Source organism: Nitratidesulfovibrio sp. D1 (genome assembly GCF_051133415.1).
Lineage (GTDB): Bacteria > Desulfobacterota > Desulfovibrionia > Desulfovibrionales > Desulfovibrionaceae > Cupidesulfovibrio.
This window is the reverse complement of record NZ_JBPGNZ010000004.1, coordinates 245,828-271,438: the sequence shown is the minus strand read 5'-3', so window position 1 is coordinate 271,438 and position 25,611 is coordinate 245,828. Positions and strand designations below refer to the sequence as shown.

Below are 25,611 nucleotides of genomic sequence, written 5' to 3'. Positions count from 1 at the left end.
CAGGCTGCCGCCTCGGGATCCGGCGGCCCCCCGGCGCATGCGCCGCCCATATTCCACGTTTTCGTGCGCGCACTTTCCGGCAGGGCCGGGGGGTGCGCGTTTCGCGTTTCGCGGGGGGAGCCCCGCGCGCCGTGGGGGGGGAGGCGGCATCGCCCGCATGCGCACGCAATGGTGAAACGCCGCGCCCGTCCGCCGCTCCATGTCCCGGCATCCGGATGGGCTCCCGGCGGAAAATCACGCCCGGCGTGGCCTCCGGGGCCATCATTCACCGGGGTTGCCTTTTCCGGCATATAATGTTCCTGTCACAATGTCCGGGTATCCTTTTGACGACAGTGTCCCGGTTTGCGGCCGGGCACCATGGAGGCAAGCCATGGCATTGACCAAGCAGTTCCTGAAGAGCAGGCCCGTCTGCAAGGTGAAGTTCCGCCTGGAGGCGGACGAGGTGGGGCAGGCCACCGAGGTCTTCCTGGTAGGTGAATTCAACGACTGGGACGAGCGGGCCACCCCCATGCGCCGCCTGAAGGACGGCGCGTTCACCGCCGAGGTGGAACTGGAGACGGGGCGCGAATACCGCTTCCGCTACCTGCTGGCGGGCGGCGCGTCCGGCTGGCTCAACGACGGCCGTGCCGACAGCTACGAGTACTGCCCCTTCGCGGGCACCGACAATTCGCTGGTCAACGTCTAGCGTCCCGCCCGGCTGGACGGCTTTTGCGCCGTCCGTTCCGCCGGGCGGGGTCCGCCCCTTCGCCTTTGGCGTTCTTTTCCCCCCTCGCCTTTGTCTCCGCGCTGCCCCCCCAAGGGGCGTGTGCTCCCATGGATAACGGGCGCTTGCGTCAGTAGATGACGGGCTTTTGCGCCCTGCGCCGGGACCGGCATGCGGCTGCTGCACGGCCTCGCGTGTTCCGTGGTCACGCGTTCTTCTCGACGCGTGCCCCTGGCGGCGGCCTGCCGTTTCGCCCGGCCTGAAATCCGCCCGCGACATGCCCGGATGTTTCACGCCTCTCCTTGCCAACTGCCCGAAACGGTTGTATCATTGCTGTAAGGAACCGGCCGGGGGGCGGATCGCCGTGACCATGCAGGGGCGGAAGGTGCCATGTCGCAGACCGCATCGCAGAGCATCAGGGATTTCGACCTCCTCGAAATGCCCATGGAAGGGGTGGCCGCCTACTGGCTCTCCCTGAAGAAGCTGGTGGGCAACCGCCGCAACTTCAAGGGGCTGGACCAGGAGGCGGAATTCACCTCCGAACCCTTCGTGCGGCACCTGCTGGAAATCACCTTCAGCGGCGACATGGGCGAAGACCGCGTGCGCCGCTGCGCCGCCGCGCGGGGCGACCTCTTGCGCGGCGAACTGGACCGGCGGCTGGACCTGATGCGCGTGGCCGTCATGGACGTGGCCGGGGGCGAAAACCCCCTGCGCACCATGGCCCGCATCGCCGCCCTGTATCCTTCCCCGCCCATCACCACCGACAAGGCCCTGGGCTATGCGCAGGAACTCTTGCGCCAGGCCGGGGAAAAGCCCCCCGCCGAACGGTTCTTCGACGTGTCCCACCGGTTGCAGGACGACAGGCTCATCGTGGCCCTGCTGTTCTACGTCCTGCTTTCCCGCCATCATGGCAGGATGGCCTGCCGTCCCTTTCTCGAACACATGGGCTCGCGCTTCTTCGCCGACGGCATGTCCCTGGTGGCCGACGGCTTTGACGCGCCCTTCGTGCGCAAGTGGCTGAAAAAGCACAAGCAGGTGTTGCTGGACGACGTGCGCGACAAGATGGCCATGTCGGTGGAACTGGCCTTGGGCATCAAGGCCCGGCTGGGCTACGACGACGTGTTTCGCATCGCGCGGTCCTACATGCGGTAGGCCAACGGGGGCGCCCTACGCGGGGTGGATCATGGCCGGCAACGGCGGGGGCGGTGCACGGAAGCCAAAGGCACGGCTGCTGCGGCTGGTCCAGGGGGCCGCGCTGGGGCTCGGCGCGCCGCTGGGCTGGCAGCTGCTGCGCTGGCTGTTCGATCTGGCGCCCACTCATCCCCGGTACGAACTGGTGCTCGACGTGTACATGGCCGTGGGCGGGGTGCTGGTGTTCGCCGTGTTCGGCTATCACCTGGGCCGCAAGGAACAGCGCCTGGAACGTCTGACCCTGGTGGACCCCCTGACCTCGCTGTACAACCGCAGGCATTTCGAGCTGATGCTGGAAACCGAGTTCGCCCGGCACCTGCGCGACGGCACCGACCTTTCGCTGCTGATGCTGGATCTGGACCACTTCAAGCAGGTCAACGACACCTGGGGCCACCAGGAGGGCGACCGGGTGCTGACGACCCTGGCGGGCATCCTGCGCGCGGGACTGCGCGCCCAGGACGTGGCCGCGCGGGTGGGCGGCGAGGAATTCGCGGTGATCATGCCCGGCGTGGGCGGCGCGGGGGCCATGACCGCCGCCGAGCGGCTGCGCTGCGCCGTGCGCGACGGCACCTTCGTGGTGGGGCCGGGCACGCGCATTCCGGTGCGCATCTCCATCGGGGTGGCCAGCACCGAGCGGTTGGCCGTCTCCGGGCCGTCGGAACTGTTCCGCCTGGCGGACGACGCCCTGTACCGGGCCAAGGGCCTGGGCCGCGACCGGGTGGAGCCCGCGTGGCCGGGCGGCGCGGAGGACGGGCCGGGCTCCTGCTGAGGGCCGTCCGTTTCATTTTCCTCGCGGGTTCGGCGCTCTGGCGGTCCCGGTTGCCATGACGCCGCGAAATGTTCATGGTACAAGGCTGCGGGGCGTCGGCGCGCCACGCGGAACCCCACGGTTCCATCCGCGTCGTTCCGGCTGGACCGTCCCCGGGCCACGTCGCACTCAGGCCCGGCCATGCCCCAGCCATGCCCCGGTCATGACACCCCCCATGGAGGAATCCCACGCATGCAATCCCACGGGTTCGATCTCGTTTTCGAACGTACCGTCCATGAACTGAACAGCCGCATCCGCCTGTGGCGTCACGAAGCCACCGGCGCGCAACTGCTTTCCTGCTGCAACGCCGACGAGAACAAGGTCTTCGGCGTCACCTTCCGCACGCCGCCCAACGATTCCACGGGGGTGGCCCACATCCTCGAACATTCGGTGCTCTGCGGGTCCGAGAAGTACCCGGTCAAGGAACCCTTCGTGGAACTGCTGAAGGGTTCGCTGCAAACCTTCCTCAACGCCTTCACCTATCCGGACAAGACCTGCTACCCGGTGGCCTCGGCCAACTTGCAGGATTTCCGCAACCTGGTGGACGTGTACCTGGACGCGGTGTTCTTTCCGCGCATCACCGAGGAAATCTTCCGGCAGGAGGGCTGGCACATCGAGGCCGACGCGCCGGAAGGCCCCTTCGCCTACAAGGGCGTGGTCTACAACGAGATGAAGGGCGTCTATTCCTCGCCGGAATCCATCCTGTCCGAGCAGTCGCAGCAGGCGCTGTTCCCTGACATCACCTACGGGCTCGATTCCGGCGGCAACCCGGAGCACATCCCCGACCTGACCTACGAACAGTTCGCGGGCTTCCACGCCAGCTACTACCACCCCTCCAACGCCCGCTTCTTCTTCTGGGGCGACGACCCGGAAGACGACCGGCTGGCCTGCCTGGCCGGGGTGCTGGCCCGCTTCCAGCGCATCGAGGTGGATTCCGCCGTGCCGTTGCAGCCCCGCTCGGATACGCCGCGCATGATCGAGGTGGGCTACGCCGCCTCCGAAGGCGACGACCGGGGCATGGTGACCATGAACTGGCTGCTGTGCGAAACTGCCGACGTGGAACGCAACTTCGCCTTCGAGATGTTGGAGCACATCCTGCTGGGCCTGCCCGGCTCGCCCCTGCGGCGCGCGCTGATCGAATCGGGCCTGGGCGAGGACGTGGCCGGGGTGGGCCTGGAAAGCGACCTGCGCCAGATGTACTTTTCCGTGGGGCTCAAGGGCATCGACCCGGCGAACGCCTCCAGCGTGGAAATGCTGATCATGGAAACCCTGGCCGACCTCGCCGGGGAAGGGCTGCCCGCCGACGCCGTGGAGGCCGCCGTGAACAGCGTGGAATTCGCCCTGCGCGAGAACAATTCCGGCCGCTACCCGGTGGGCCTTGCGGTGATGGTGCGCAGCCTGACCACCTGGCTGTATGACGGGGACCCGCTGGCCCTGCTGGAATGGGAAAAGCCCCTGGCGGCCATCAAGGCGCGCATCGCCTCGGGCGAACGGTACTTCGAAGGGCTGATCCGTGACTGGCTGCTGGACAACCAGCACGTGGCCACGGTGCTGCTGACCCCCGAACGCGGGCTGGCCGAACGGCGCGAGGCCGCCGAGGCCGCCCGGCTGGAGGCCTGGCGGCAGGGCCTGCGCCAGTGCGAACGGGTGGCCCTGGTGGAGGAAACCCGCGCCCTGCGCACCCTGCAGGAGGCCCCGGACAGCCTGGAGGCCCTGGCCACCATCCCCGGCCTGAAGCTGGAAGACCTGCCCAGGGAAAACCGCCCCATACCCAGCGAGGACAGGGAGGCGGGCGCGGTGCCCGTGCTGTTCCACGACCTGGACACCTCGGGCATCGCCTACACCGAGACCACCTTCGACCTTTCGGCCGTGCCCGCGCATCTGGTGCCCCTGGTGCCGCTGTTCGGTCGCGCTCTGTTCGAGATGGGCACCGCCAGGCGGGACTTCGTGGACCTCGGCATGCGCATCGCCCGGAAGACGGGCGGCATGGACGCCGACACCCTGTTCGCCACCACCCTGGGCGCGCGCCAGCCCGTGGCGCGGCTGGTGGTGCACGGCAAGGCCACCTGCGACAACGTGCCCGCGCTGTACGACATCCTGTCCGAAGTGCTGCTGGAGGCGAAGTTCGACGACCGGGAACGCTTCCAGCGCATGGTGCTGGAGGAAAAAGCCCGGCAGGAGCACGTGCTGGCGCCTTCCGGCCACGGCATCGTCATGGCCCGGCTGCGCGCGGGGTACAACGCGGCGGGCTGGCTGGACGAAGCCACCACCGGCGTGTCGTATCTGGTCTTTCTGCGCACCCTGGCCGAGCGCATGGAAAAGGACTGGGACGGCGTGCTGGCCGACCTTACGGCCCTGCGCGGGCTCGTCCTGCGCCGTTCCGGCTGCCTGATGAACCTCACCGCCGATGCGGAGGGCGGGCGCGTGGCGTCCGGCCCGGCCGCCGCCCTGGCCGGGGCGCTGCCCGACGCGGCGGCTCCGTCCGCCGTATCCGGATGGCGTCCCGCCGAAGCCCCGGCCGAGGCCGAGGCGCTGGTCATGCCCGCGCAGGTCAACTACGTGGGCAAGGCGGCGGACCTGTACGGGCTTGGCTACGCCTACCACGGCTCGGCCAACGTGGTGTTCAAGCACCTGCGCATGGCCTTCCTGTGGGACCGGGTGCGCGTGCAGGGCGGGGCCTACGGCGCGTTCTGCGCCTTCGACCGGGCCAGCGGCCTGCTGACCCAGGTTTCGTACCGCGACCCCAACGTGGCCGCCACGCTGGACGTGTACGACGCCACGGCCGACTACCTGCGCCGCGTCTCGCTGTCGTCCACGGAACTGGCCAACGCCATCGTGGGCGCCATCGGCGACGTGGACAAGCACATGCTGCCCGACGCCAAGGGGGCGGCCGCGCTGTACCGCCGCCTGGCAGGCGATTCCGACGCGGCGCGCCAGCAGATGCGCGACGAGATCCTTTCCACCACCAACGATCACTTCCGCGCCCTGGCCGACGTCATGGCCGAGGCGGCCCGCACGGGCCGGGTGGCGGTGCTGGGCGGCGCGGCGCTGGAGCGCGTGGCCGCGGAGAAGGGATGGCGCGTCGAGCGGGTGCTCTAGCCCTGACTTGTCTTTTCGTCTGTTGGCTTCGTCAAACTTCGCCTGCCATTTCGGTCGAATACAATAAGAGCGCGCTGCGGTCCTTATCCGTAAGGTTCGCTTCGCTCACCTAACGGCTAAGGCATACTCCCTCATGGCAGGCTCGTTTTCCTTGTCAACAAACGAAAATCCTGCGTCAGGAGTTCCGGTCGGGCCGTTCGGGTTTCTTTCGTCCGCCAGCGCAACGGCCCTGTTGCGCTGGCCGGGCACACGGTATAGGAACAGCCTGACCACGCCCACATAGCGAGGAAACCCATGAAGCAAGCCATAGACGTGTTTCACGAGTACATCGCCCGCAACGGCCTGAAGGTCACGCCGCAACGCATGCTCATCGTCGAGGTGTTCATGAGCGCCGGTGGACACCTGACCACCGAGGAACTGTACGAACGGGTCAAGGCCGTGGACCCTTCCGTGGGGCAGGCCACGGTGTACCGCACCATGAAGCTGCTGTGCGATTCCGGCCTGGCCAAGGAAGTGCACTTCGGCGACGGGGTGGCCCGCTACGAGCAGAAGTACGGCAGCAAGCACCACGACCACCTCATCTGCGAGGCCTGCGGCGAGAACATCGAAGTGCTGGACGACGAGATAGAACGGTTGCAGGAGGATCTTGCGCGCCGCCACGGCTACGTGCTGACCTCGCACCGCATGTACCTGTTCGGGGTATGCGGAAAGTGCCGCTCTGACGGAAAGCGCCGCCCCCCGCGCGAGGACTGAGCGCAGGCCGCTCCCCGGCCCGATGCGCCCTGCCCGGTGCGCCCTGCCCGGTGCGTTTGGCCGGGGCATGTTCCGCATCCAGGAAGAAACACCCCGCCGTCACGACACTCGTGGCGGCGGGGTGTAAACTTTTGGAGGCACAGCACTGCAAATAAAACTTTGCACTGAAAACGCAGGTTGCGCCCTGCCGGTGGGGCCTGTTTGATAACATCTTATATCGCAGTGGGTTGGAAGCCGCGTATCGGCGGGCATGGTTCTTGATTCCGGGCGGGCAATACCGCGTCGCGCGGCGCGCCACGCGAACCCGCAAGGAGGAGGACAAACGCATGTCAGACGCCGATGGATCGAACATTGTCATCGACAAGGGGCAGTCGAAGCTGTCCGACCTATGGACCAAGGAAGACTACTGGGCCATCTGGCTGGGGCTTGCGATCATCGTCGCCGCCATATTCCTCTTCCTCGCCAGCCCGCCGGCCGAGTACCGGCAGAAGATCGACAAGGCCAACACGGTCATGGCGGCCGAGGCGCAGCGCGCCCCGTTCAAGACCATAGCCTGGTACAAGGCGCAGGATGACAAGTCGCGCATCCGGGCGCGCGACAGCGCCGTGGGCAAGACCATTGCCAACATCATGAAGACGCCGCAAGGCTGGGTATCCAACCCGCTGGATTCGTTCGTGGTCAGCAAGGCGGACGCCGACGCCAAGGCCGCCGCCAACGCGGACAAGGCCGCCACGGCCAAGGCCGCGGCAGAGGCCGCCCTGGCCGCCGCCGTGGCCGCCGAAACGGCGGCGGGCGACGCCGCCTTCGCCGACGCCACCCTGAACGCGGACGCCCAGGCCAAGATAGCGCAGTGGCGCGCCTCCGCCGCCAAGGCCAAGTCGGCGGCGGACAAGGCCAAGTCCAGCCCATTCAACCTCATGACCTCGCTGCCGCTGATCATGATCGCCGCGGGCCTGCTGTTCGCCATCGGCATGAAGGCCATGGGCCGCGACGTGCCGCGCTTCATGCTCGGCTTCATCGGGGTGTTCGCGGTGGCCTGCCTGGCCTTCATGATGGGCCAGCAATCCACCATGAAGTACTGGGGCGTCGGCGCGGAAGCGTGGGCCATCATCATCGGCATGGTCATCGCCAACACCGTGGGCACGCCGCGCTGGATACACCCGGCGTTGCAGGTGGAATTCTTCATCAAGACCGGCCTCGTGCTGCTGGGGGCCGAGGTGCTGTTCGACAAGATCGTGGCCATCGGCGTGCCCGGCATCTTCATGACCTGGGTGGGCACGCCCATCGTGCTCATCGGCACCTACATCTTCGGCCAGCGCATCCTGAAGCTCCATTCCAAGACCCTGAACATCGTCATCTGCGCCGACATGTCGGTGTGCGGCACCTCGGCGGCCATCGCCACCGCCGCCGCGTGCCGGGCGAAGAAGGAAGAACTGACCCTGGCCATCGGCCTTTCGCTGGTGTTCACGGCCATCATGATGATCGCCATGCCCGCCTTCATCAAGGCGGTGGGCATGCCCCAGGTGCTGGCGGGGGCCTGGATGGGCGGCACCATCGACGCCACCGGCGCGGTGGCCGCGGCGGGCGCGTTCCTGGGCGAAACGGCCCTGCACGTGGCCGCCACCATCAAGATGATCCAGAACGTGCTCATCGGCGTGGTGGCCTTCGGCGTGGCCGTGTACTGGACCACCCGCGTGGAGGCGGGCGTCGGCAACACCGCCAGCGTGGCCGACATCTGGCACCGTTTCCCCAAGTTCGTGCTGGGCTTCCTGGGCGTTTCCATCCTGTTCTCCATCATCAGCGGCAGCCTTGGCCCGGACATGGGGCAGGCGCTGCTTGACCAGGGCGTGATCCGCGGCCTTACCTCGCCCGCGCGCAACTGGTTCTTCTGCCTGGCGTTCGCGGCCATCGGCCTGGAAACCAACTTCCGCGAACTGGCCCATTACCTCCAGGGCGGTAAGGCGCTGGTGCTGTACGTGGTCGGCCAGCTGTTCAACCTGGTCATGGCGCTGACCCTGGCGTACCTGATGTTCTACGTGCTGTTCCCCGAAATCACCGCCAAGATCTAACCCCCAACCGCATCACGATTCACGACGAAGCCTCAACCGGTCCCCCGCCCCGCGCGGGCGGGGGACCGCCTTCCGGAGCCCCCATGCGACGTACCCTTGCCGGCCGGGTGGCCAGCCTGTTCCTCTGCATCGCGGTCCTGTGGGCACTGTTCTTCGGCGCCGGTCCGCTGCTGGTGGCATCGCTGCCCGCGCTGCGCCACTACGGCGAAGTGCAGGACATCTACGGCATCCGCAGCGGGCAACTGTACTACACCGATGTGGAAACATCGCAGATGGCGGAGATGAATTCGCGCCACACGTGGCGGTTCACGCCGCGCGGGCCGGACGCGGCCCATTGATGAAATCCGGCGGGGACCGGGCTTGACGCGGTCGCCCCGCACGACATACCGTCCGAACATCCCGCGTCCTCGCGGTCTTACTCCCGGTCGGTGCCGCCCATGCACATCCCCAAGCCGCACACCCTCCAGCACAAGTTCCTCGCCGGGCTGGCCGTGGCGGTGGTCTGTCTTGGCGGGCTGTTCGCCTCCGCGCTGTACGTGCACCTGCGCGACGTGCTGGAGGAAGAGGTGCAGGCCAAGGCCGAACTGGTCTTCGCCCAGGTGGACGCCATCCAGGGCTTCGTGCGGGACACCCTGCGCCCGCGCATGATGGAGGAGCACCCCGGCGACTTCATCATCGAGGCCATGTCCTCGTCGTTCATCTCGCGCCAGGTCATGGACCGCATGAACGGCACGGGCACTGGCCACACCTACCGCCGGGTGGCCATCTCCGCCCGCAATCCGGCCTACGAGGCCACCCCCCGCGAGCGGGACCTGATCCAGCACTTCCGCGCCAATCCCGGCGTCGGGCTGTGGACCGGCTACGACACCGTGGACGGGCAGGAGTACTACGCCATCGCCCGGCCCGTGGTGTTCACCGAGCCGTGCATGCCCTGCCACGGCCGCCCCGTGGACGCCCCGCAGGAACTGGTGGACATGTATGGCGCGCGCGGCTTCGGCCAGGTCATGAACGAGCCCGTGGGGCTGGATTACGTGGCGGTGCCCGTTTCCGCGTCGGTGTCCGGGCTGCGCCAGTCCATCACCGCCTTCTTCGTGTCGCTGATGGGGTGCGCCCTGGTCTTCTTCTCGGCGGCCAGCGTGGTGTTCCGCGTGCTGGTGGTGCGCAACCTGCGCCGCCTGACCGTGGTGTTCCGCCGTACCTTGGCTCAAGGGGCTCAGGGGGCCCAGGGGGCCGTGGAGTCCGCCGGAACTGGCGGAACCGCCGGAACTGGCGGAACCGCCGGAGTTGGCGGAACCGTCGGAACTGGCGGAGCTGGCGTGTCCGATGGCAGCGCCGCGCTCATCGAACGGCTGGAGCAGGGCGACGAGATCGACGAACTGGTGGACGGCTTCGAGCAGGTGGCCCATTACCTGGCCGACGCCCGGGCCCAGTTGCAGCGCTATGCCGACAACCTGCGCCAGATGGTGGACGAACGCACCGGCGAACTCTCGCGCGAGGCGGACGAGCGCCGCGCCGACGTGGCCTTGTTCGTGCGCCTGTTCGAGGACATGCGCACCCTGCGCACCCGCGAGGGGTTGTGGCGTTGCGCCCTGCCGCAGATCTGCCGCCGCTTCGGCGCGCGGCGCATCGCCTACGTGTGCACCCTGGTCTCGCACAACTTCTACGCCTGGCCGGAGCGCGACCGGCGGCCCGACCTGCCCCGGCCCCTGGCCGACGCGCTGACCGGCGGGCGGGTGGTGCGGCACGGCACTTCGCTGTTCGTGCCGGTGGAGGCCCAGGCGGGCGCGGCCGAAGGGCTGCTGTGCCTGGAATGGGACGATCCGGGCGACGCCGCCCGCCAGAACCTGGACGTGCTGGGCGCGCTGGGCCGCCAGTTGGGCACCGTGGCCGAGAACCTTTCCGCCTTCGACAGGCTGATGCGCCAGATGGACGTGTTGCAGTCGGTGTTCGAGGGCATCCGCGACCCGCTGGCCCTGGTGGACGGCTCGGGCTCGGTGATCATCGCCAACGAGGGGGCGCGGCGGCTGTCGCTGGAGCTTTCCGGCGGGGCCGTGCGCGCGGGCGACCTGCTGGCCGCCCTGAGCGGCGACGGGAACGGCGGCGGGAACGGGAATGGGGATGGCCGGGCGTCCGGTCCGCTCCCCGGTCCGCCTCCCGGTCCGGTCATCGCGGCCTCCGGCCCCGTGGCGCCGTGCGGGGCGGGCCAGGGCGCGGAATCGCGCGAGGTCAGCCTGCCCGGCGGGCGCTCGTTCATGGTCAACCTGTACCCGCTGGCGCGCGGGGCGGGCGAGCCGGGGCGCGCGGCGGTCTACGTGCGCGAGACCACGCTGGAAAAGCGCATGTTCGCCCAGGTCAGCCAGGGCGAGAAGATGGTCACCGTGGGCAAACTGGCCGCCGGTCTCGCCCACGAGATCAACAATCCGCTGGGGGTCATCCTGTGCTACGCCGAACTGCTGCGCCGCAACACCGGCGACGCCCAGCAGCAGGCCGACCTGGACGTGATCCTGCGCCACACCCGGCAGGCCCAGCGCGTGCTGCGCGACCTTCTGAACTTCGCCCGGCCCAAGGCGGCCGGGGCCACCCCGGCGGACATCGCCCGCGTGGCGCGGTCCGTGGCGGAGGTCTTCGCGGTGCAGGCGGGCAAGATGGACGCCACGGTGTCCGTGGAGACCGAGGCCGACCTGCCCCCGGTGGTGGCGGGCGAACAGGCTCTGGAACAGATATTCAGCAACCTGGTGCTCAACGCGCTGGATGCGTTGCCCCCCTCGGGCGAGGGACGGGTGCGGGTGCGCGTGCGGCGGGGCGAAACCCCCGGCGAGGTGATGGCCACGGTGGCGGATTCCGGCCCCGGCGTGCCGGAGCACCTGCGCAAGGACGTGTTCGACCCGTTCTTCACCACCAAGGAAATGGGCACCGGCCTTGGCCTTGCCGTGGTGTACGGCCTGGTGGTGGACGCGGGCGGCAGCGTGGGCGTGGGCGACAGCGCCGAACTTGGCGGGGCGGAGTTCACGGTGCGCCTGCCCGTGGTGGGGGCCGCATGCGCCACGCCGCCCGGCGACCCGCTGCCGCAGCCCCTGCTCCCCTCCGTTCCCCCTGCTCCCCCCGATCTCTTGGACGCCGGACCGGCCGATTTCACCCCCGGCCTGGCTACGGCTTGCCCGGCGGACAGTGACGCCCCAATCCGGGAGGAATGATGCCCCACAGACCGCACGTGCTCATCGTGGACGACGAACCGGACTTCGCCCGGGGGCTTTCGCGGCTGGCCGCGGAACTGTTTCCCGAGGTGGTGGTGGCGCAGGCGTTTTCCGGCGCCGAGGCGCTGGACTGCCTGCGCGCGCAGCGGGTGGACGTGCTGATCACCGACCTGCGCATGCCCGGCATGACCGGTCTGCAACTGGTGCCCATGGCGCTGGAGCAGGACGCGGACCTGAGCGTGGTGGTGCTGACCGCGCACGGCTCCATCGAGACGGCGGTGGAGGCGTTGCGCGCCGGGGCCTACGACTTCGTGGCCAAGCCGGTGGAGCCGGAGCAGTTGGCCCGCGTGCTGGGCAAGGGGCTGGAGCGCAGCCGCCTGCTGGCTGAAAACCGCCGCCTGCGCGACGTGGTTTCGCTGGGCACCGGCCGCGACGACCTGGTGGGCCAGGGGCAGGCCATGCAGGCCCTGCGCCGCACCATCGCCACCGTGGCCCAGTCGGACTACACCGTGCTGGTGCGGGGCGAATCGGGCACCGGCAAGGAAATGGTGGCCCGCACCATCCACCGGCAGAGCCAGCGCGCGCCCATGCCCTTTCTGGCCGTGAACTGCCCGGCCATTCCGGAACACCTGCTGGAGAGCGAACTGTTCGGCCACGTGCGCGGGGCCTTCACCGGGGCGGAGCGCGACCGCAAGGGGCTGTTCGCCATGGCCGACGGCGGCACCGTGCATCTGGACGAAATCGGGGACATCTCGCAGCCCATCCAGACCAAGCTGCTGCGCTTCCTGCAAGAGGGCGAAATCCGCCCCGTGGGGTCGGGCCGCACCGAAAACGTGGACGTGCGGGTGGTGGCCTCCACCAACCAGGACCTGGAGGCGCGCATGGCCTCGCGCGAATTCCGCGAAGACCTGTTCTACCGGCTCAACGTGGTCACCATCCGGGTGCCCCCCCTGCGCGAGCGGATGGAGGACATCCCCCTGCTGGCGGTCACCTTCCTGCGCAACGCCTGCGACGAACTGGGCCTGCCCCAGAAGACCGTGTCCCCGGACGTGCTCGACCATCTGGCCGGGCGCGACTGGCCGGGCAACGTGCGCGAATTGCAGAACGTGGTGCGTCGGCTGACCCTGTTCTGTACCGGGGACGAACTGGGCATGGACACGGTGCGCCACGTGGCCGTGGGCGGGCATGGCCGCACGGGCGACTGGCTTCGGGCCCGGCAGGCGGGATGCCGGGGAATCGCGGGAGGGATTTTGGGAGGAGCGGGGGACAGCGGCGTTGCCGGTGCGCCGGGTACGCCGGACGGGGGGCAGGCAGGGGATGCGGCCCGCGCGGGCCGGTCAGGCGGCGCTCCATCGGGCGGGGCCGCCGTGGCGCCGTACAAGACGGCCAAGGCTCGCGTCACCGACCAGTTCACCGAACGCTACCTGCGCGACCTGCTGGCCCAGACCGGCGGCAACGTGTCCGAGGCGGCCCGGCTGTCCGGCCTGTCACGGGTGGCCATCCAGAAGATGCTGGGCAGGCTGGGCATGGACGTGGGCGAGTTCCGGGGCTGATCCATCGGGAGCGCCGGTCGCCGGCGTCAGCGGCGGAAGCACGGGCCGGGCGTGAACCTCATTCCCGCGTGGCCACCAGGATGCCGCCGAGGATCAGCGCGCCGCTCACGAAGTGGGCGGGCGTCACCGGCTCGCCCAGCAGCAGCAGCGCCTCCAGCCCGCTGAAGGCGGGCAGCGAGTAGTAGATCAGCGCCGAACGGCTGGGGCCGATGGACGCGATGGCCAGGTTCCAGCAGCGGAAGGCCACCAGCGACGCCCCCAGCCCCACGTACAGCACGCCGGTCACGGCCTGCGGCGTGAACACGGGGACCGCCCCGGTGGAAAGCTCCCACATCAGCATGGGCACGATGCACAGCAGGCCGGGGATGAAGGTGGCCATGAGGAACGTGGTCTGCCCCACGCCCGCCGGGCGCTTGCGCACCAGCACCGAATACCCCGCGAACAGCATGGAGGCGGCCACCATCCACAGGTCGCCGCTGGTGAAGGTCAGGCTGGCCAGCCGGGCAAGGTCGCCCCGCGTCACCAGCACCACGATGCCGCACACCGCCGTGGCAAGCCCGGCCAGGCGGCGCGCGGTCACGGCCTCGCCCAGGAACATCCGCGAGAACAGGATGATGAAGATGGGCGACGACGTGGCGATGAGCGCCATGTTCAGCGCGGCGGTGGTGCGCCCGGCCACGTAGATGAAGGTGTTGAACACCGAAACGCCCACGAAGCCGGTCACCAGGAAATACGCAAGATGGGCCCGCACCACGGGCCATTCGCGGCGCAGCGGGCCGATGCCGAAGGGCAGCAGCGCGCAGGTGGCCACCAGCCATCGCGCGAACGATACGGACACCGGGGGCATGCTGTCGGCCAGTGCGCGGGCCACGATGAAGTTGCCGGACCAGATGACGGTGGCCGCCAGCGCCAGCAGGACGCCGCGCGTGGCACCGCCCCCGGGGCTTGGGGATGCGTGCATGGGTGTGCTCCGGAAATGAGGAGCATCTTGCCTACGCCGGGGGAGTGGGGGTGTCAAGCCGGGCCGGCGCCGGGCAGGGGCAGGACGCCGAACGGCGCGCCCCCGTCGGCGGGAACGACGGGGGCGCTGGCGGGAAGGGGGCGTAGTTCTCTTGCGAAGCACACCGTGCGGATTGGTGTTACGATTTTTTAAATCGTATGCTTTTGATGTAGCCGTTCACTGAAAGCGTGTCAACCGTCCGGTTCGAATTTCCGCACGGGGCGGCTCCCTTGCCCGCGGCGTCCGCGCGGGGTAGGAGAGGTGTTCGCGCCAGCCGTCGCCGCCGCTGGGGGCGGCGCGGCCGTGCGGTTCATTCCGCGCGTGGCGGTGTTGCCCGTCCCGCGCGTGCCAGGAAAAGGAATCACCCGTGACCATGACCGGATTCTTCAACGTCCTTTCGGTGGAGGCGTTCACCGATCTCTTGCGCGCCTTTCCGCCGCTGGGCACGGAGCCCGTGGACCTGCACGGCGCCGACGGCCGCGTGCTGGCCGCCGACGTCATCGCCGCCGAAGACCTGCCCCTCACCGACCGCGCGGGCATGGACGGCTACGCCGTGCGCGCCGCCGACCTGTTCGGGACCACGGAAACCAGTCCCGCCTATCTGGAATGCGACGGCCGGGTGGACATCGAGCACCCCGCCGCCTTTGCCGTGGCCCCTGGCCGCTGCGCCGCCATCGTCACCGGCGGCGTCATGCCCGAAGGGGCCGACGCGGTGATCATGGTGGAGCACACCCACGAACTGGGGGCCTCCACCATCGAGATGCGCCGCGCCGTGGCCCCCGGCGAAAACGTGATGCTGCGCGGCGAGGACGCCATGGCGGGCACGCCCGCCCTGGTGGCGGGCACCCGGCTGCGCCCGCAGGAAGTGGGCATGCTGGCCGCCGTGGGCGTCACCGGGGTGCGCGTGCACCGGACGCCGCGCGTGGTCATCATCTCCACCGGCGACGAACTGGTGCCCCCGGAGGCCACGCCCCGGCCCGGCCAGGTGCGCGACGTGAACAGCCACACCCTGGCCGCGCTGGTGCGCCGGGCCGGGTGCGAGGCGCGCTGCCTGGGCATCGTGCCCGACGAACTGGACGCGCTGGAGGCGGCGCTGCGCGAGGGGTTGCGTGACGCCGACGTGGTGCTGCTGTCCGGCGGCAGTTCCGTGGGCGTGCGCGACCTGACCGTGGCCGCCCTGTCGCGCATCGAAGGGGCGGAACTGCTGGCCCACGGCGTGGCCATCAGCCCCGGCAAGCCGACCATCCTTGCCCGGGTGGAGGGGGCGCATGCGGGTGGAGAAGGCGGCGGCTGCCGCGCGGTGTGGGGCCTGCCGGGGCAGGTGACCTCGGCCCAGGTGGTCATGTTCGTGCTGGGGGTGCCCTTCCTGCACCATCTTTCCGGCCGGGCCGACGCTTTCGACCGTTCGCTGTGGCCCGCGCGCCGGGTGCGCCTGGCGCGTAACGTGGCCTCGCGGCAGGGGCGCGAGGACTGGGTGCGGGTACGCATCGAGGCCGCGCGGCCAACCGGCGGGAGCAACGGGGGCGATGCCGGTCCGCCGTCCGCCGTGCCGCTGCTGGGCAAGTCCGGCCTGCTGCGCACGCTCACCGGGGCGCACGCGCTGGTGCGCATCCCCGCGCGGGCGGAGGGGCTGGTGGCGGGCTCCGAACACGACGCCTACCTGATCTGACCCAACGCGGTCTTTTCGTTTCCGGCGACGTCAGGTGCGTTTTTTGCTCCGGTCACGTGCCTAAGAGCACGCTCCCTCCGCAAAAAGACGCCTCTTCCTTGCCGGAAACGAAAACTCCTGCGTTGGTCGTTATACCTCACACGGAAATACGGAACCATGCGCATCCTCTTCTTCGGCGACATCGTGGGCAAGCCGGGCAGGCAGGTCCTGAAGGAACTGCTGCCCGCCCTGCGGCGCGAGCACGCGGCCGACGTGGTCGTGGCCAACGGCGAGAACGCCTCCGGCGGCATCGGCCTAACGGGGGAAACCCTGCGCGAACTGCTGAGCATGGGCATCGACATCCTGACCACCGGCAACCACGTCTGGAAGCACCGCGACCTGTACGGCCCGCTGGACAAGGAACCGCGTCTGCTGCGGCCCGCCAACTACCCGGCGGGCGCGCCGGGGCGCGGCCTTGGCGTGTACGACCTGCCGGGCGGCCATCGCCTGGCCGTGCTGAACCTGTGCGGCACCACCTACATGGACCCGCTGGACTGTCCCTTCCGCACGGCGGAAACCCTGCTGGCCCGGCTGGAGGCGGAGGAAGGCGCACCGGCCGTCAGGCTGGTCGATTTCCACGCCGAGGCCACCAGCGAAAAGAAGGCCCTGGGCTGGTTTCTGGATGGCCGGGTCAGCGCGGTCATCGGCACGCACACCCACGTGCAGACCGCCGACGCCATGCTGCTGCCCGGCGGCACCGCCTATCTCACCGACGCGGGCATGTGCGGGGTGGAGGCGTCCGTGCTGGGCATGGACCACAAGGTCATCGTGGACCGCTTTCTGACCCGGCTGCCGCAACGCTTTCGCCCGGCCACGGGGCGCGGCTCGCTGAACGGCGTGCTGCTGGACGTGGACGAGGCCACCGGCAGGGCGCGGTCCATCCGCGCGCTGCGCGTGGCCTGCCCGGCGGCGGAACTGCCCGGCGGGGCGGATACGTCCGGCTCCCCCAACTCCCCAGATTCTCCTGATTTCCCGAGTTCGCCCGGCTCCCCCTGAACGCCGGCCCCGCCGCCCCCTTCGGCCCCTATCCGGTTGACACCGCCCGCCATCTCTGGAAGACCGTCCCGATACCATGCAGAGGGGTTGCAGACCATGATCGACATCGACACCCAGTTGGAACGCATCAAGCGCGGCATGGCCGAACTCATCGACGAGGCCGAACTGCGCAAGAAGATCGCGCGCGGCACGCCGCTGCGCGTCAAGGCGGGCTTCGACCCCACCGCGCCGGACCTGCACCTCGGCCACACGGTGCTCATCCACAAGCTGCGCCATTTCCAGGAACTGGGCCACACGGTCATCTTCCTGATCGGCGACTTCACGGGCCAGATCGGCGACCCTTCCGGCCGCTCCGACACCCGCCCGCCGCTGACGCCGGAACAGATCCTGGAAAACGCCGAGACCTACAAGAAGCAGGTCTTCAAGATCCTGGACCCGGAAAAGACCGAGGTGGATTTCAACTCGCGCTGGATGAACGCCTTCTCGGCGGCGGACTTCGTGCGCCTGGCCTCGCGCTACACCGTGGCCCGCATGCTGGAGCGCGACGACTTCGAGAAGCGCTACCGCGAGGGACGGGCCATCGCCATCCACGAATTCCTGTACCCGCTGGTGCAGGGGTACGATTCCGTGGCCCTGCGCGCCGACGTGGAACTGGGCGGCACCGACCAGAAGTTCAACCTGCTCGTGGGCCGCACGCTTCAGTCGCAGTACGGACAGGAGCCGCAGTGCATCCTCACCGTGCCGCTTCTCGAAGGGCTGGACGGCGTGAAGAAGATGTCCAAGTCCCTCGGCAACTACGTGGGCATCGACGAGCCGCCGTCCGACATGTTCGGCAAGGTCATGTCCGTGTCCGACGACCTCATGTGGCGCTACTACGAGCTGATTTCCGCCCGTTCGCTGGAGGACATCGCCGACCTGCGGCGCCGCGTGGAGACCGGGCAGGCCCACCCCAAGGCCGTGAAGGAAGACCTGGCCTTCGAGATCACCGCCCGCTACCACGGCGAGGACAAGGCCGCCGAGGCCCGTCAGGGCTTCAACGCCGTGTTCGCAGGCGGCGGCGTGCCCGACGACGCGCCGGAACACACCTGCGCCCACGGCGAGGACAGCACCCCGCCAGTGTTTCTGGAGGCGGCGGGTCTGGTCAAGTCGCGCGGGGAGGCCAAGCGGCTGATCAAGGAAGGCGCGCTGTCCGTGGACGGCGTGCGCTGCGACGACGCCATGGCCCCCCTGGCCCCCGGCGGCTACGTGGTCAAGCTGGGCAAGAAGCGCTTCCTGCGCCTGACCGTCACGGCGAGCGGGGGGTAGCCCCGCCGGGTTGCATCCATCCGCGCAACACCGCGTTTTCGCACCGTATTCCCATCGCATCCTCACGCCGCCCCGGTCCGCCGGGGCGGCGTTTTCGCGTCTGGCGCGCGCGGCCTTCGGCGTATCGCGCCCGCCGTACCGTGGCGCTGCCGTTGCGCCATGGGGACCGCGCCGTGGGGCTGCCACATAGGGTAGGGTTGTCCCGCGTTGTGGCCCACACCCCTTCTCATGGGGGCGCAACTATTCTATGGTGTTGGCAGAACCGTCAATCCTCGGGCATGGAGCGGATATGGACGCGAAGTCGGAAAAGAGTTCGTCGGGATGGTCGCCTGCCGCCATCGCATCGCGCGGCAAGGGGTGGTGGGGTTTGCGGCGGGTACGTCGCTGGACGTACACGCTCGTCGGCATCGTCGCCGCATGGGGCGTGCTGGCCGGGCTGGCCATGCCGCCGCTGTTGCGCGGCGTGCTGGAGGGCCAGCTGTCCGACAAGCTGCGGGTGCGCTGCACCGTGGAAAAGGTGCGCTTCAACCCCTATTCGTGGGCGCTGTCCATCCAGGGCGTGCGCGTGCCCAACCCCACGGGCGACGGCGACCTTTTGACCTTCGACGCGCTGGAGTTCTCGCCCGGCTTGTCCGCCGCGCTGCGTCTTGCGCCGGTGCTGGCCTACGTGCGTCTGGTGAACCCCGTGGTGTACGTGGCCCATTTCGGTGACGGGCGCTATTCCTTCTCGGAATTCATTCCGGCCGACGAGGGCGGGAAGCAGGACCGCGCCGACGACGCGGACAGGCCGCTGTTCCCCTTCGCGGCCAGCGACTTCGAGGTGGTCAACGGCACGGTGATTTTCCACGACGCGCCGCTCAAGACCATCCACACCATCACCGAATTGCAGTTCGTGGTGCCGTTCACCTCCACCATGGAGCGCGACCGCGAGCGCACCATCACCCCCAGCCTCAACGCCACGGTGGACGGCAAGGCGCTGACCGTGCAGGGGCGGCTGTTGCCCTTTGCGGAACACCTGCGCACCGAGTTCGACGTGGTCACCGACGAGGTGGACCTGACCCAGTACCGCGAATATCTGGCCGCGTTCACGCCGCTGCGTCTGGAATCCGGGCGGCTGGGCGTGAACCTGAAACTGGTGGTGGAGCAGCCCGACAAGCGGGACGTGGAATTCGGGCTGGCGGGTTCCGTGACCCTGAAGGACCTGCGCGTCAACGCGCCCGACGGCAAGGAGACGGTGCTGGGGCTGACCTCGGGCGTGGTGGAGGTGGAGGAATTCTCGTTGCTGGACCGGCATGTGGACGTGCGCCGGGTGGACCTGGACGGGCTGCTGGCCCGGGCCGGGCGCTTGGCCGACGGCTCCATCGACTGGATGGGCTTCGTGGCCCCGGCGGGCGGAAAGCAGCAGGTCCAGGTGACGCAGACTCAGGTGACGCAGACCCAGGCGACGCAGGCCGAAAAGAAGCAGAATGGACCGGCGGCCGCCAACACGGCCCCCGGTGCGATGGATGACACGGCAGATGGCGCGGCGTCCCCCGCCGCCCCGGCCAAGGCTCCTGTCAAGAACGAGCCGCCCTTCGTGGTCAACGTGCGCACCCTGGGGCTGCGCGACGCCACGGTGGTCTGGAAGGACGCCTCGGTGCCCGGCGGCGCGGTGGTGCGCCTGAGCGGCTTCGACGTGACCCTGACTGACTTCGCCACGCCCGGCGGCAAGGACCGGCCCAAGGGCGGCGGCGCGTTCACCGCCTCGCTGCGCATGGACGGCGGCGGCGCGGCAGGTGATGCCGCCAAATCGGGTGCGGGCACGCTGAAGGCGGAGGGCAACGTGACCCTGGAGCCGTTGGGCGTGACCCTGCGCCTGGACGCGCGCGACCTGCCACTTGCGCCGGTGCGGGGCTACGTGGCCCAGGCCCTGCCCCTGTCGCTGGACGCCGGGGCGGCGGGCGCGCAGGGCGACATCGATCTTTCGCTGGCCACGCCCGACGCTCCCGGCCTCGTGGTGCGCAAGGGCGCGGTGCAGGTGTCCGGACTGTCCCTGTCGTTGACCGGGCAGAAGCAGCCTTCGGTGGGCCTCGGCAGGCTGGAGGTGACCGACACCTCGGTGGACCTCGCGGCGCGCACCGTGGCCGTGGGACCGGTGACGCTGACGAAGCCCGATGTCCGGGTGGTGCGCGGCAAGGATGGGGTTATTGACCTTGCCGCGCTGGCGGGGGGAGCGGCCCCGGCGGAACCCGCCAAGGCCCGGCCCGCCGCCCGGTCAGCGCGGGGCAAGGGGCAGGAACGCCCGGCGGCGCGCGGAGCCTCGCGCCCCGCCCCGCAGCAACCCGCCGCCACGCCGGAAGCCCCGGAGTGGAAGGTGACCGTGGCCTCGCTGCGCATGGACGAGGGCCGCGTGACCTTCGAGGACCGGCAGCCCAAGGATGCGGGCGTGCTTACCCTGGAGGGGATGCGCCTGGTCACCGGCCCGTTGTCGCCGCAGCGCGGCGCGCCGCTGGACGTGGATTTCGGCGCGCGCTGGCAGAAGCAGGGCACCATCGCCATCAAGGCCAAGGGCACGGCGCAGCCGCTGCACATGACCGTGGACTCCAGGCTGGCCAAAGTGGACTTGCGCCCGCTGGACCCGTACCTGGGCGAGGTGACCGACCTGCTGTTCGGCAGCGGCGAGGTGTCGTCGGAACTCAAGGTGGCCCTGCGCGAGCAGGCCCCCCCGGCGGGCAGGGCGCGCCGCGCGTCCGCATCCGGCGGACAGGCGGCTGAACCGGCGCTGGACGTCAGCGTGGAGGGTGCGGCCCGGCTGGACAACCTGTCGCTGAAGCTGGCCGGGGGCAAGCAGGAACTGGCCTCGCTGCGGCGGTTTTCGGTGCGCGGGCTGCGCTTCGGGCAGCAGCCCTCGGGCGATCTTTCCCTGCGCGTGCAGGAGGTGGGGCTGGAAAGGCCGAGACTTTCGGTCATGGTGTTCAAGGACGGCTCCACCAGCATCAGCCGGGCCATGGGGGCTGCGCCTCCGGCGGCGCAGGCGGCGAAGGACCCCAAGGCCCAGGCGGCCAGCACTCCGGCCCCTGCCGCCGTTCCGGCCAGCCCGGCCACGGATGCCGCGTCGCCACCGCCTGCGTCCGGCCCGTCCCCTTCATCCGGCGACGAAGTGGCGGCCCGTCCCAACGCGGGGCCGTTCACCACGCTGGAGGTGGGCAGCCTGTCCATTTCCGGCGGCTCGCTGCGCTTCCGCGACGAGCGCATGTCCCCGGCCTACGCCGCCGAGATGTCGGACATCGAGGGGCGCATTTCCGGCGTCTCGCTGGACCCGGCATCGCGGGCCGAGGTGCAGTTGCGCGCGGGCATCGAAGGGGTGCCGGTGCTGGTGGGCGGCACGGTGAACCCGTTCATCCATCCGGTGTTCGCCGATATGCGTTTCACCATGTCCGGGCTGGATCTGGTGCCCCTGTCGCCTTACTCGGTGCAGTACATCGCCTATCCCGTGGAGCACGGGCGCTTTTCCGCCGACGTGGCCGTGAAGGCGGAAAACTGGGTGCTGGACGCCGAAAACCACTTCACTCTCAGCCAGATCGAACTGGGCAGCAAGGACAACCGGCCCGACGCGCCCAACTACCCGGTGAAGCTGGGCCTGGCCCTGTTGCAGGACATGAGCGGCAACGTGGACCTGCGCCTGCCCGTCAAAGGGCGGCTGGACGACCCGGAATTCCGCCTTGGCGGGGTGATCATGCAGGCGGTGCTGAACCTGATGGTCAAGGTGGTCACCTCGCCCTTCGCCCTGGTGGGCAGCGTGCTCAGCCTGGGCTCCGGAGGCAAGGACATGCGCTACGTCGAGTTCGCGCCCGGCGTGGCCACCCTGAACGAGGCGGCGGAAAAGGACCTCCGCGCCGTGGTCGAGGTGTTGCGCCAGCGTCCGCGCCTGAAGCTGGAGGTGCAGGGCGCGGCCGAGCCGGACGGCGACACGCGCGGCCTCAAGGAACAGGCCCTGCTGCGCGGGCTGCGCGAGGCCAAGCACGCCTCGCTGTCGCGCTCCGAGCGGGCGCGGGTGAACGTGGACGACGTGACCATCGACAAGGACGAGTACGAGGACTTGCTGGAGGACGTGTACAAGGACGCGCCCTTCGACAAGCCGCGCAACGTGGTCGGTTTTACGAAATCACAACCTGTCGATGTGATGGAGGCCGCGCTGAAGGAGCACCATGAGGTGACGCCCGACGATCTGCGGGAACTGGCCACCGCGCGCGCCAAGGCGGTGCGGGACAAGTTGCTGGAACTGGAGCCCGCGCTGGGCGAGCGGGTGTTCCTGTCCGGGGCCAGGGTTGCGCCCGCCGCCGCTGCGGAGAGCGACGCGGCCAAGGGCGGCGGGAGCAGGGTTAACCTCGGGTTGCAGTAGTGAGGGGAAAAGGGAAGGGAAGAGGGAATGGGTAGTGCGCGGTTGCACCCGGCTTCTACGAAGACAATCGTGCCCTGTTGAACCCGCTCGATTTCGCTATGTCTCCGACGGGCAGGGGGGCCTTTAGCGAGGCCCCCCTGCACCCCCGCGCTCCAGGGGGGCTTCGCCACCCCTGGACCCCCAACGTTTCATGCACCGCGTTCCTTCCGTCGCCAGCTTCCCTGCGGCGCAAGGCGCCTCCGGGTGATCTGGCAACGGGAATGCGATGTGCGCAAGGCTCCCGGTAGCAGGGCGAAGGGTGGGTGCTTTTTATTTCGTTCTTTCTGCGGCGCGCAGCCGCAGCCGGAGCTTCCGCCTCGCGAAGCCTCGGCGGTGATCTCCGGCTGCGGCTGCGTATCGCCGCGCAAAGGTTCCCTTTGCCAAACCAACAGGTACGATCATGCAGAGAATATTTTTTTCGTGTCACGCGCACGATCACGTTCCGCGCGCAGAAGCGTATGCCGCCGGGCTTTGACGGCGGCATACGCGTCGCAACGGGGGGCGAAGGTAAAAGCACCCTCGCTTTGTCATGCCAGCGGGAGCCTTGTGCGCATTGGCGGCACCGGCGGCAGATCGCCCTGAGGCGCTTTGCGCCGAAGGGAAGCTGCCGCCGAAGGGACGCCGCGCATGAAGCGTTGGGGGTCCAGGGGTGGCGAAGCCCCCCTGGAACGCGGGGATGCAAGGGGCCATCGTTTCATGGCCCCTTGCCCGCCGGAGGCATAACGAAATCGAGGGTGCTCAAAAGGGCAGAACTGTCTTCGTAGAGGCCGGGTGCAACGAAACTCCCTCCCCCCCCAACCGGCCAGCACCCTATTCCCCCGCCTCGTACGCCACCAAACAAAAGGGGCCACCTTGCGGCAGCCCCATCAATCAATCCCCATACCCCTCCGAGGGCGGCGGCGGGACGAACGTCAAATCCTCGAACGCGGTGTACGAGGGCAGGTAGGCAAGCTCGGCCACGCCCACGGGGCCGTTGCGCTGCTTGCCGATGATGATTTCCGCGATGCCCTTGCGCGGGTTGTCGTCGCGCTTGTTGTAGGCGTCGTCGCGGTAGATGAACATGATCACGTCGGCGTCCTGCTCGATGGCGCCCGATTCGCGCAGGTCCGAAAGCATGGGGCGCTTGTTGGTGCGCTCTTCCACCTTGCGGTTCAACTGCGACAGGGCGATGACCGGGATGTTCAGTTCCTTGGCCAGGGCCTTCAGCGAACGCGAGATTTCGGAAATTTCCAGTTCGCGCGAATCCACCCGGCGGGCGGAGCGCATCAATTGCAGGTAGTCCACCATGACGAGGCCAACGCCGCGTTCCGCCTTCAGGCGGCGGGTGCGGGCGCGCAGTTCCAGGGTGGTGATGGCCGGGGTGTCGTCGATGTAGATGGGCGCCTGCGAGAGCACGTCGGCGGCGTGGTACAGGCGCTGCCAGTCCTCGTCGTCCAGGAAGCCCTTGCGCACCTTGGAAAGGTCCACCTTGCCCAGCGAGCAGAGCATGCGCATGACCAGCTGCTCCATGGACATTTCCAGGGAGTACACCGCCACCGGCACGTTCTGGTTCACGGCGGCGCGCAGGCACATGTTCAGGGCGAAGGCGGTCTTGCCCATGGAGGGGCGCGCGGCCACGATGATCAGGTCCGACTGTTGCAGGCCCGAGGTCATCTGGTCCAGCTGCACGAAGCCGGTGGTGACGCCGGTGACCACTTCCTTGCGGTCGCAGCGCTTCACCAGGTCTTCGAAGACCTTGTTCACCATTTCCTTGGCGCTGCGGAACATCTTGCCGCTGACCCGCTCGGAGATGGCGAACACCGCCTGCTCCGATTCGTCCAGCAGCTTCTGCACCTCGCGCGAGGCGTCGTAGCAGTTGCTGATGATCTCGGAGCCCGCGCCGATCAGCGAGCGCAGCAACGACTTGTCGCGCACGATGGTGGAGTAGTGCTCCGCGTTGGCGGCGCTGATGGTGGACTGGGCCAGTTCCGCAAGGTACACGGCCCCGCCCACCCCTTCCAGGCGGCTCTGCGATTGCAGGTATTCCGCCATGGTCACGAGGTCGATGGGGGCGTTGCGCCGGTACAGTTCCAGGCAGGCGTCGTAGATCTGCTGGTGGGCGGGCAGGTAGAAGTCTTCCGGCCGCAGGGTGTCGACCACGGAATGCAGCACCGAGTTGCGAAGCAGAATCCCCCCGAGCACGGCCTGTTCGGCTTCGGTGCTGTGCGGGGGGACTCGGCGCAACAGATCGGCGGAAGCGCGTTCCGTCGGATCGGGAGCGCCGCCCCCGCCCTGGTAGGCGGAGGCGGCGTCGGAATCGGTGCGGCTATTCGGCCGGGGTTTCCGGCTCGGCGTCCACGACGGGTTCTGCGGCATCGCTCACCTTGTCTTCGGCAACGACCTTGACGTTCAGGGTGGCCACCACGTCGGCGTGCAGGCGGACGCGCACTTCGTGCGTGCCCAGGGTGCGGATGGCGGCGTCGAGCAGGATGCGGCGACGGTCGATGTCCACGCCCTTTTCGGCCAGCGCGTCGCCGATGATGGCGGTGGTGACGGAACCGTAGAGCTTGTCGTTTTCACCCACGCGAACGGGGATCACCAGTTCGGTGGCCGCGATCTTGGCGGACAGGTCGGAGGCCGCGGTGCGCAGGGCGTCCATCTTGGCCTGAAGTTTCTTGCGCTCCAGTTCGAACGCCTTCAGGTTGGCATCGGAAGCCAGCATGGCCAGGCCCTGCGGCAACAGGAAGTTGCGGCCGAAACCGGGCTTCACCACCACCACGTCGCCGAGGCGGCCCAGGTTTTCAACGTCAGCACGAAGGATCAGCTTCATCCC

At 69.0% G+C, this 25,611-nt stretch carries 16 protein-coding genes; 13 read left to right on the top strand and 3 right to left on the bottom strand.

From position 1 onward, the window contains the following. Positions 1-370: 370 nt before the first annotated feature. The 9 genes from ACR4XJ_RS09185 to ACR4XJ_RS09145 all read left to right on the top strand — a co-directional run bounded on the left by ACR4XJ_RS09185 (position 371) and on the right by ACR4XJ_RS09145 (position 13,370). Positions 371-685 carry an isoamylase early set domain-containing protein gene (locus tag ACR4XJ_RS09185; RefSeq protein WP_434754947.1) on the top strand — a complete coding sequence of 105 codons (315 nt, stop codon included), beginning with the start codon at positions 371-373 and terminating at the stop codon, positions 683-685. A 408-nt stretch (positions 686-1,093) separates the two neighbouring features. Beyond that, positions 1,094-1,855 (top strand): hypothetical protein, encoded by a 762-nt coding sequence (locus ACR4XJ_RS09180; protein ID WP_333505894.1) that lies wholly within the window; start codon positions 1,094-1,096, stop codon positions 1,853-1,855. A gap of 31 nt (positions 1,856-1,886) precedes the next feature. Continuing rightward, positions 1,887-2,663: a GGDEF domain-containing protein gene (locus tag ACR4XJ_RS09175; RefSeq protein WP_434754946.1), complete on the top strand. Its 777-nt coding sequence runs from the start codon at positions 1,887-1,889 to the stop codon at positions 2,661-2,663. Between the two features lie 231 nt (positions 2,664-2,894). Further along, the gene (locus ACR4XJ_RS09170; RefSeq protein ID WP_434754945.1) at positions 2,895-5,801 is read left to right on the top strand and encodes an insulinase family protein; all 2,907 of its coding nucleotides are present in this window, start codon (positions 2,895-2,897) and stop codon (positions 5,799-5,801) included. Positions 5,802-6,095: 294 nt separating this feature from the next. After that, positions 6,096-6,554: a Fur family transcriptional regulator gene (locus tag ACR4XJ_RS09165; protein ID WP_333505897.1), complete on the top strand. Its 459-nt coding sequence runs from the start codon at positions 6,096-6,098 to the stop codon at positions 6,552-6,554. 326 nt (positions 6,555-6,880) lie between these two features. Then, on the top strand, positions 6,881-8,623 hold the full coding sequence (locus tag ACR4XJ_RS09160; protein ID WP_434754944.1) for a YeiH family protein: 1,743 nt from the start codon (positions 6,881-6,883) through the stop codon (positions 8,621-8,623). A gap of 83 nt (positions 8,624-8,706) precedes the next feature. Beyond that, positions 8,707-8,961, top strand: coding sequence for a hypothetical protein (locus ACR4XJ_RS09155; protein WP_434754943.1), 255 nt, complete (start codon positions 8,707-8,709; stop codon positions 8,959-8,961). Between the two features lie 99 nt (positions 8,962-9,060). Further along, positions 9,061-11,817, top strand: coding sequence for a c-type heme family protein (locus tag ACR4XJ_RS09150; RefSeq protein WP_434754942.1), 2,757 nt, complete (start codon positions 9,061-9,063; stop codon positions 11,815-11,817). Then, positions 11,817-13,370 carry a sigma-54-dependent transcriptional regulator gene (locus ACR4XJ_RS09145; protein ID WP_434754941.1) on the top strand — a complete coding sequence of 518 codons (1,554 nt, stop codon included), beginning with the start codon at positions 11,817-11,819 and terminating at the stop codon, positions 13,368-13,370. The genes ACR4XJ_RS09150 and ACR4XJ_RS09145 overlap by 1 nt, the downstream gene beginning before the upstream one ends. 58 nt (positions 13,371-13,428) lie before the next feature. Here the strand turns inward: ACR4XJ_RS09145 and ACR4XJ_RS09140 are convergent, their stop codons facing one another. Next, on the bottom strand, positions 13,429-14,331 hold the full coding sequence (locus ACR4XJ_RS09140) for a DMT family transporter (protein WP_434754940.1): 903 nt from the start codon (positions 14,329-14,331) through the stop codon (positions 13,429-13,431). 412 nt (positions 14,332-14,743) lie between these two features. Between ACR4XJ_RS09140 and ACR4XJ_RS09135 the strand changes: the two genes are divergently transcribed. The 4 genes from ACR4XJ_RS09135 (at position 14,744) to ACR4XJ_RS09120 (ending at position 22,760) form a co-directional block, all read left to right on the top strand. Beyond that, positions 14,744-16,039, top strand: a complete 1,296-nt coding sequence (locus ACR4XJ_RS09135; protein ID WP_434755168.1) for a molybdopterin molybdotransferase MoeA — start codon at positions 14,744-14,746, stop codon at positions 16,037-16,039. A 156-nt stretch (positions 16,040-16,195) separates the two neighbouring features. Next, on the top strand, positions 16,196-17,074 hold the full coding sequence (locus tag ACR4XJ_RS09130; protein ID WP_434754939.1) for a TIGR00282 family metallophosphoesterase: 879 nt from the start codon (positions 16,196-16,198) through the stop codon (positions 17,072-17,074). A 96-nt stretch (positions 17,075-17,170) separates the two neighbouring features. Beyond that, positions 17,171-18,379, top strand: coding sequence for a tyrosine--tRNA ligase (gene tyrS / locus ACR4XJ_RS09125; protein WP_434754938.1), 1,209 nt, complete (start codon positions 17,171-17,173; stop codon positions 18,377-18,379). A 289-nt stretch (positions 18,380-18,668) separates the two neighbouring features. Further along, a complete protein-coding gene (locus ACR4XJ_RS09120; protein WP_434754937.1) occupies positions 18,669-22,760 on the top strand; it encodes a DUF748 domain-containing protein in 4,092 nt (1,363 codons plus the stop codon). A gap of 909 nt (positions 22,761-23,669) precedes the next feature. On the opposite strand, the gene dnaB is transcribed toward ACR4XJ_RS09120, so the two are convergent. Next, the gene (gene dnaB / locus ACR4XJ_RS09115; protein ID WP_434754936.1) at positions 23,670-25,154 is read right to left on the bottom strand and encodes a replicative DNA helicase; all 1,485 of its coding nucleotides are present in this window, start codon (positions 25,152-25,154) and stop codon (positions 23,670-23,672) included. Next, positions 25,105-25,608: a 50S ribosomal protein L9 gene (rplI, locus tag ACR4XJ_RS09110; RefSeq protein ID WP_007523775.1), complete on the bottom strand. Its 504-nt coding sequence runs from the start codon at positions 25,606-25,608 to the stop codon at positions 25,105-25,107. The genes dnaB and rplI overlap by 50 nt, the downstream gene beginning before the upstream one ends. Positions 25,609-25,611 lie beyond the last annotated feature (3 nt).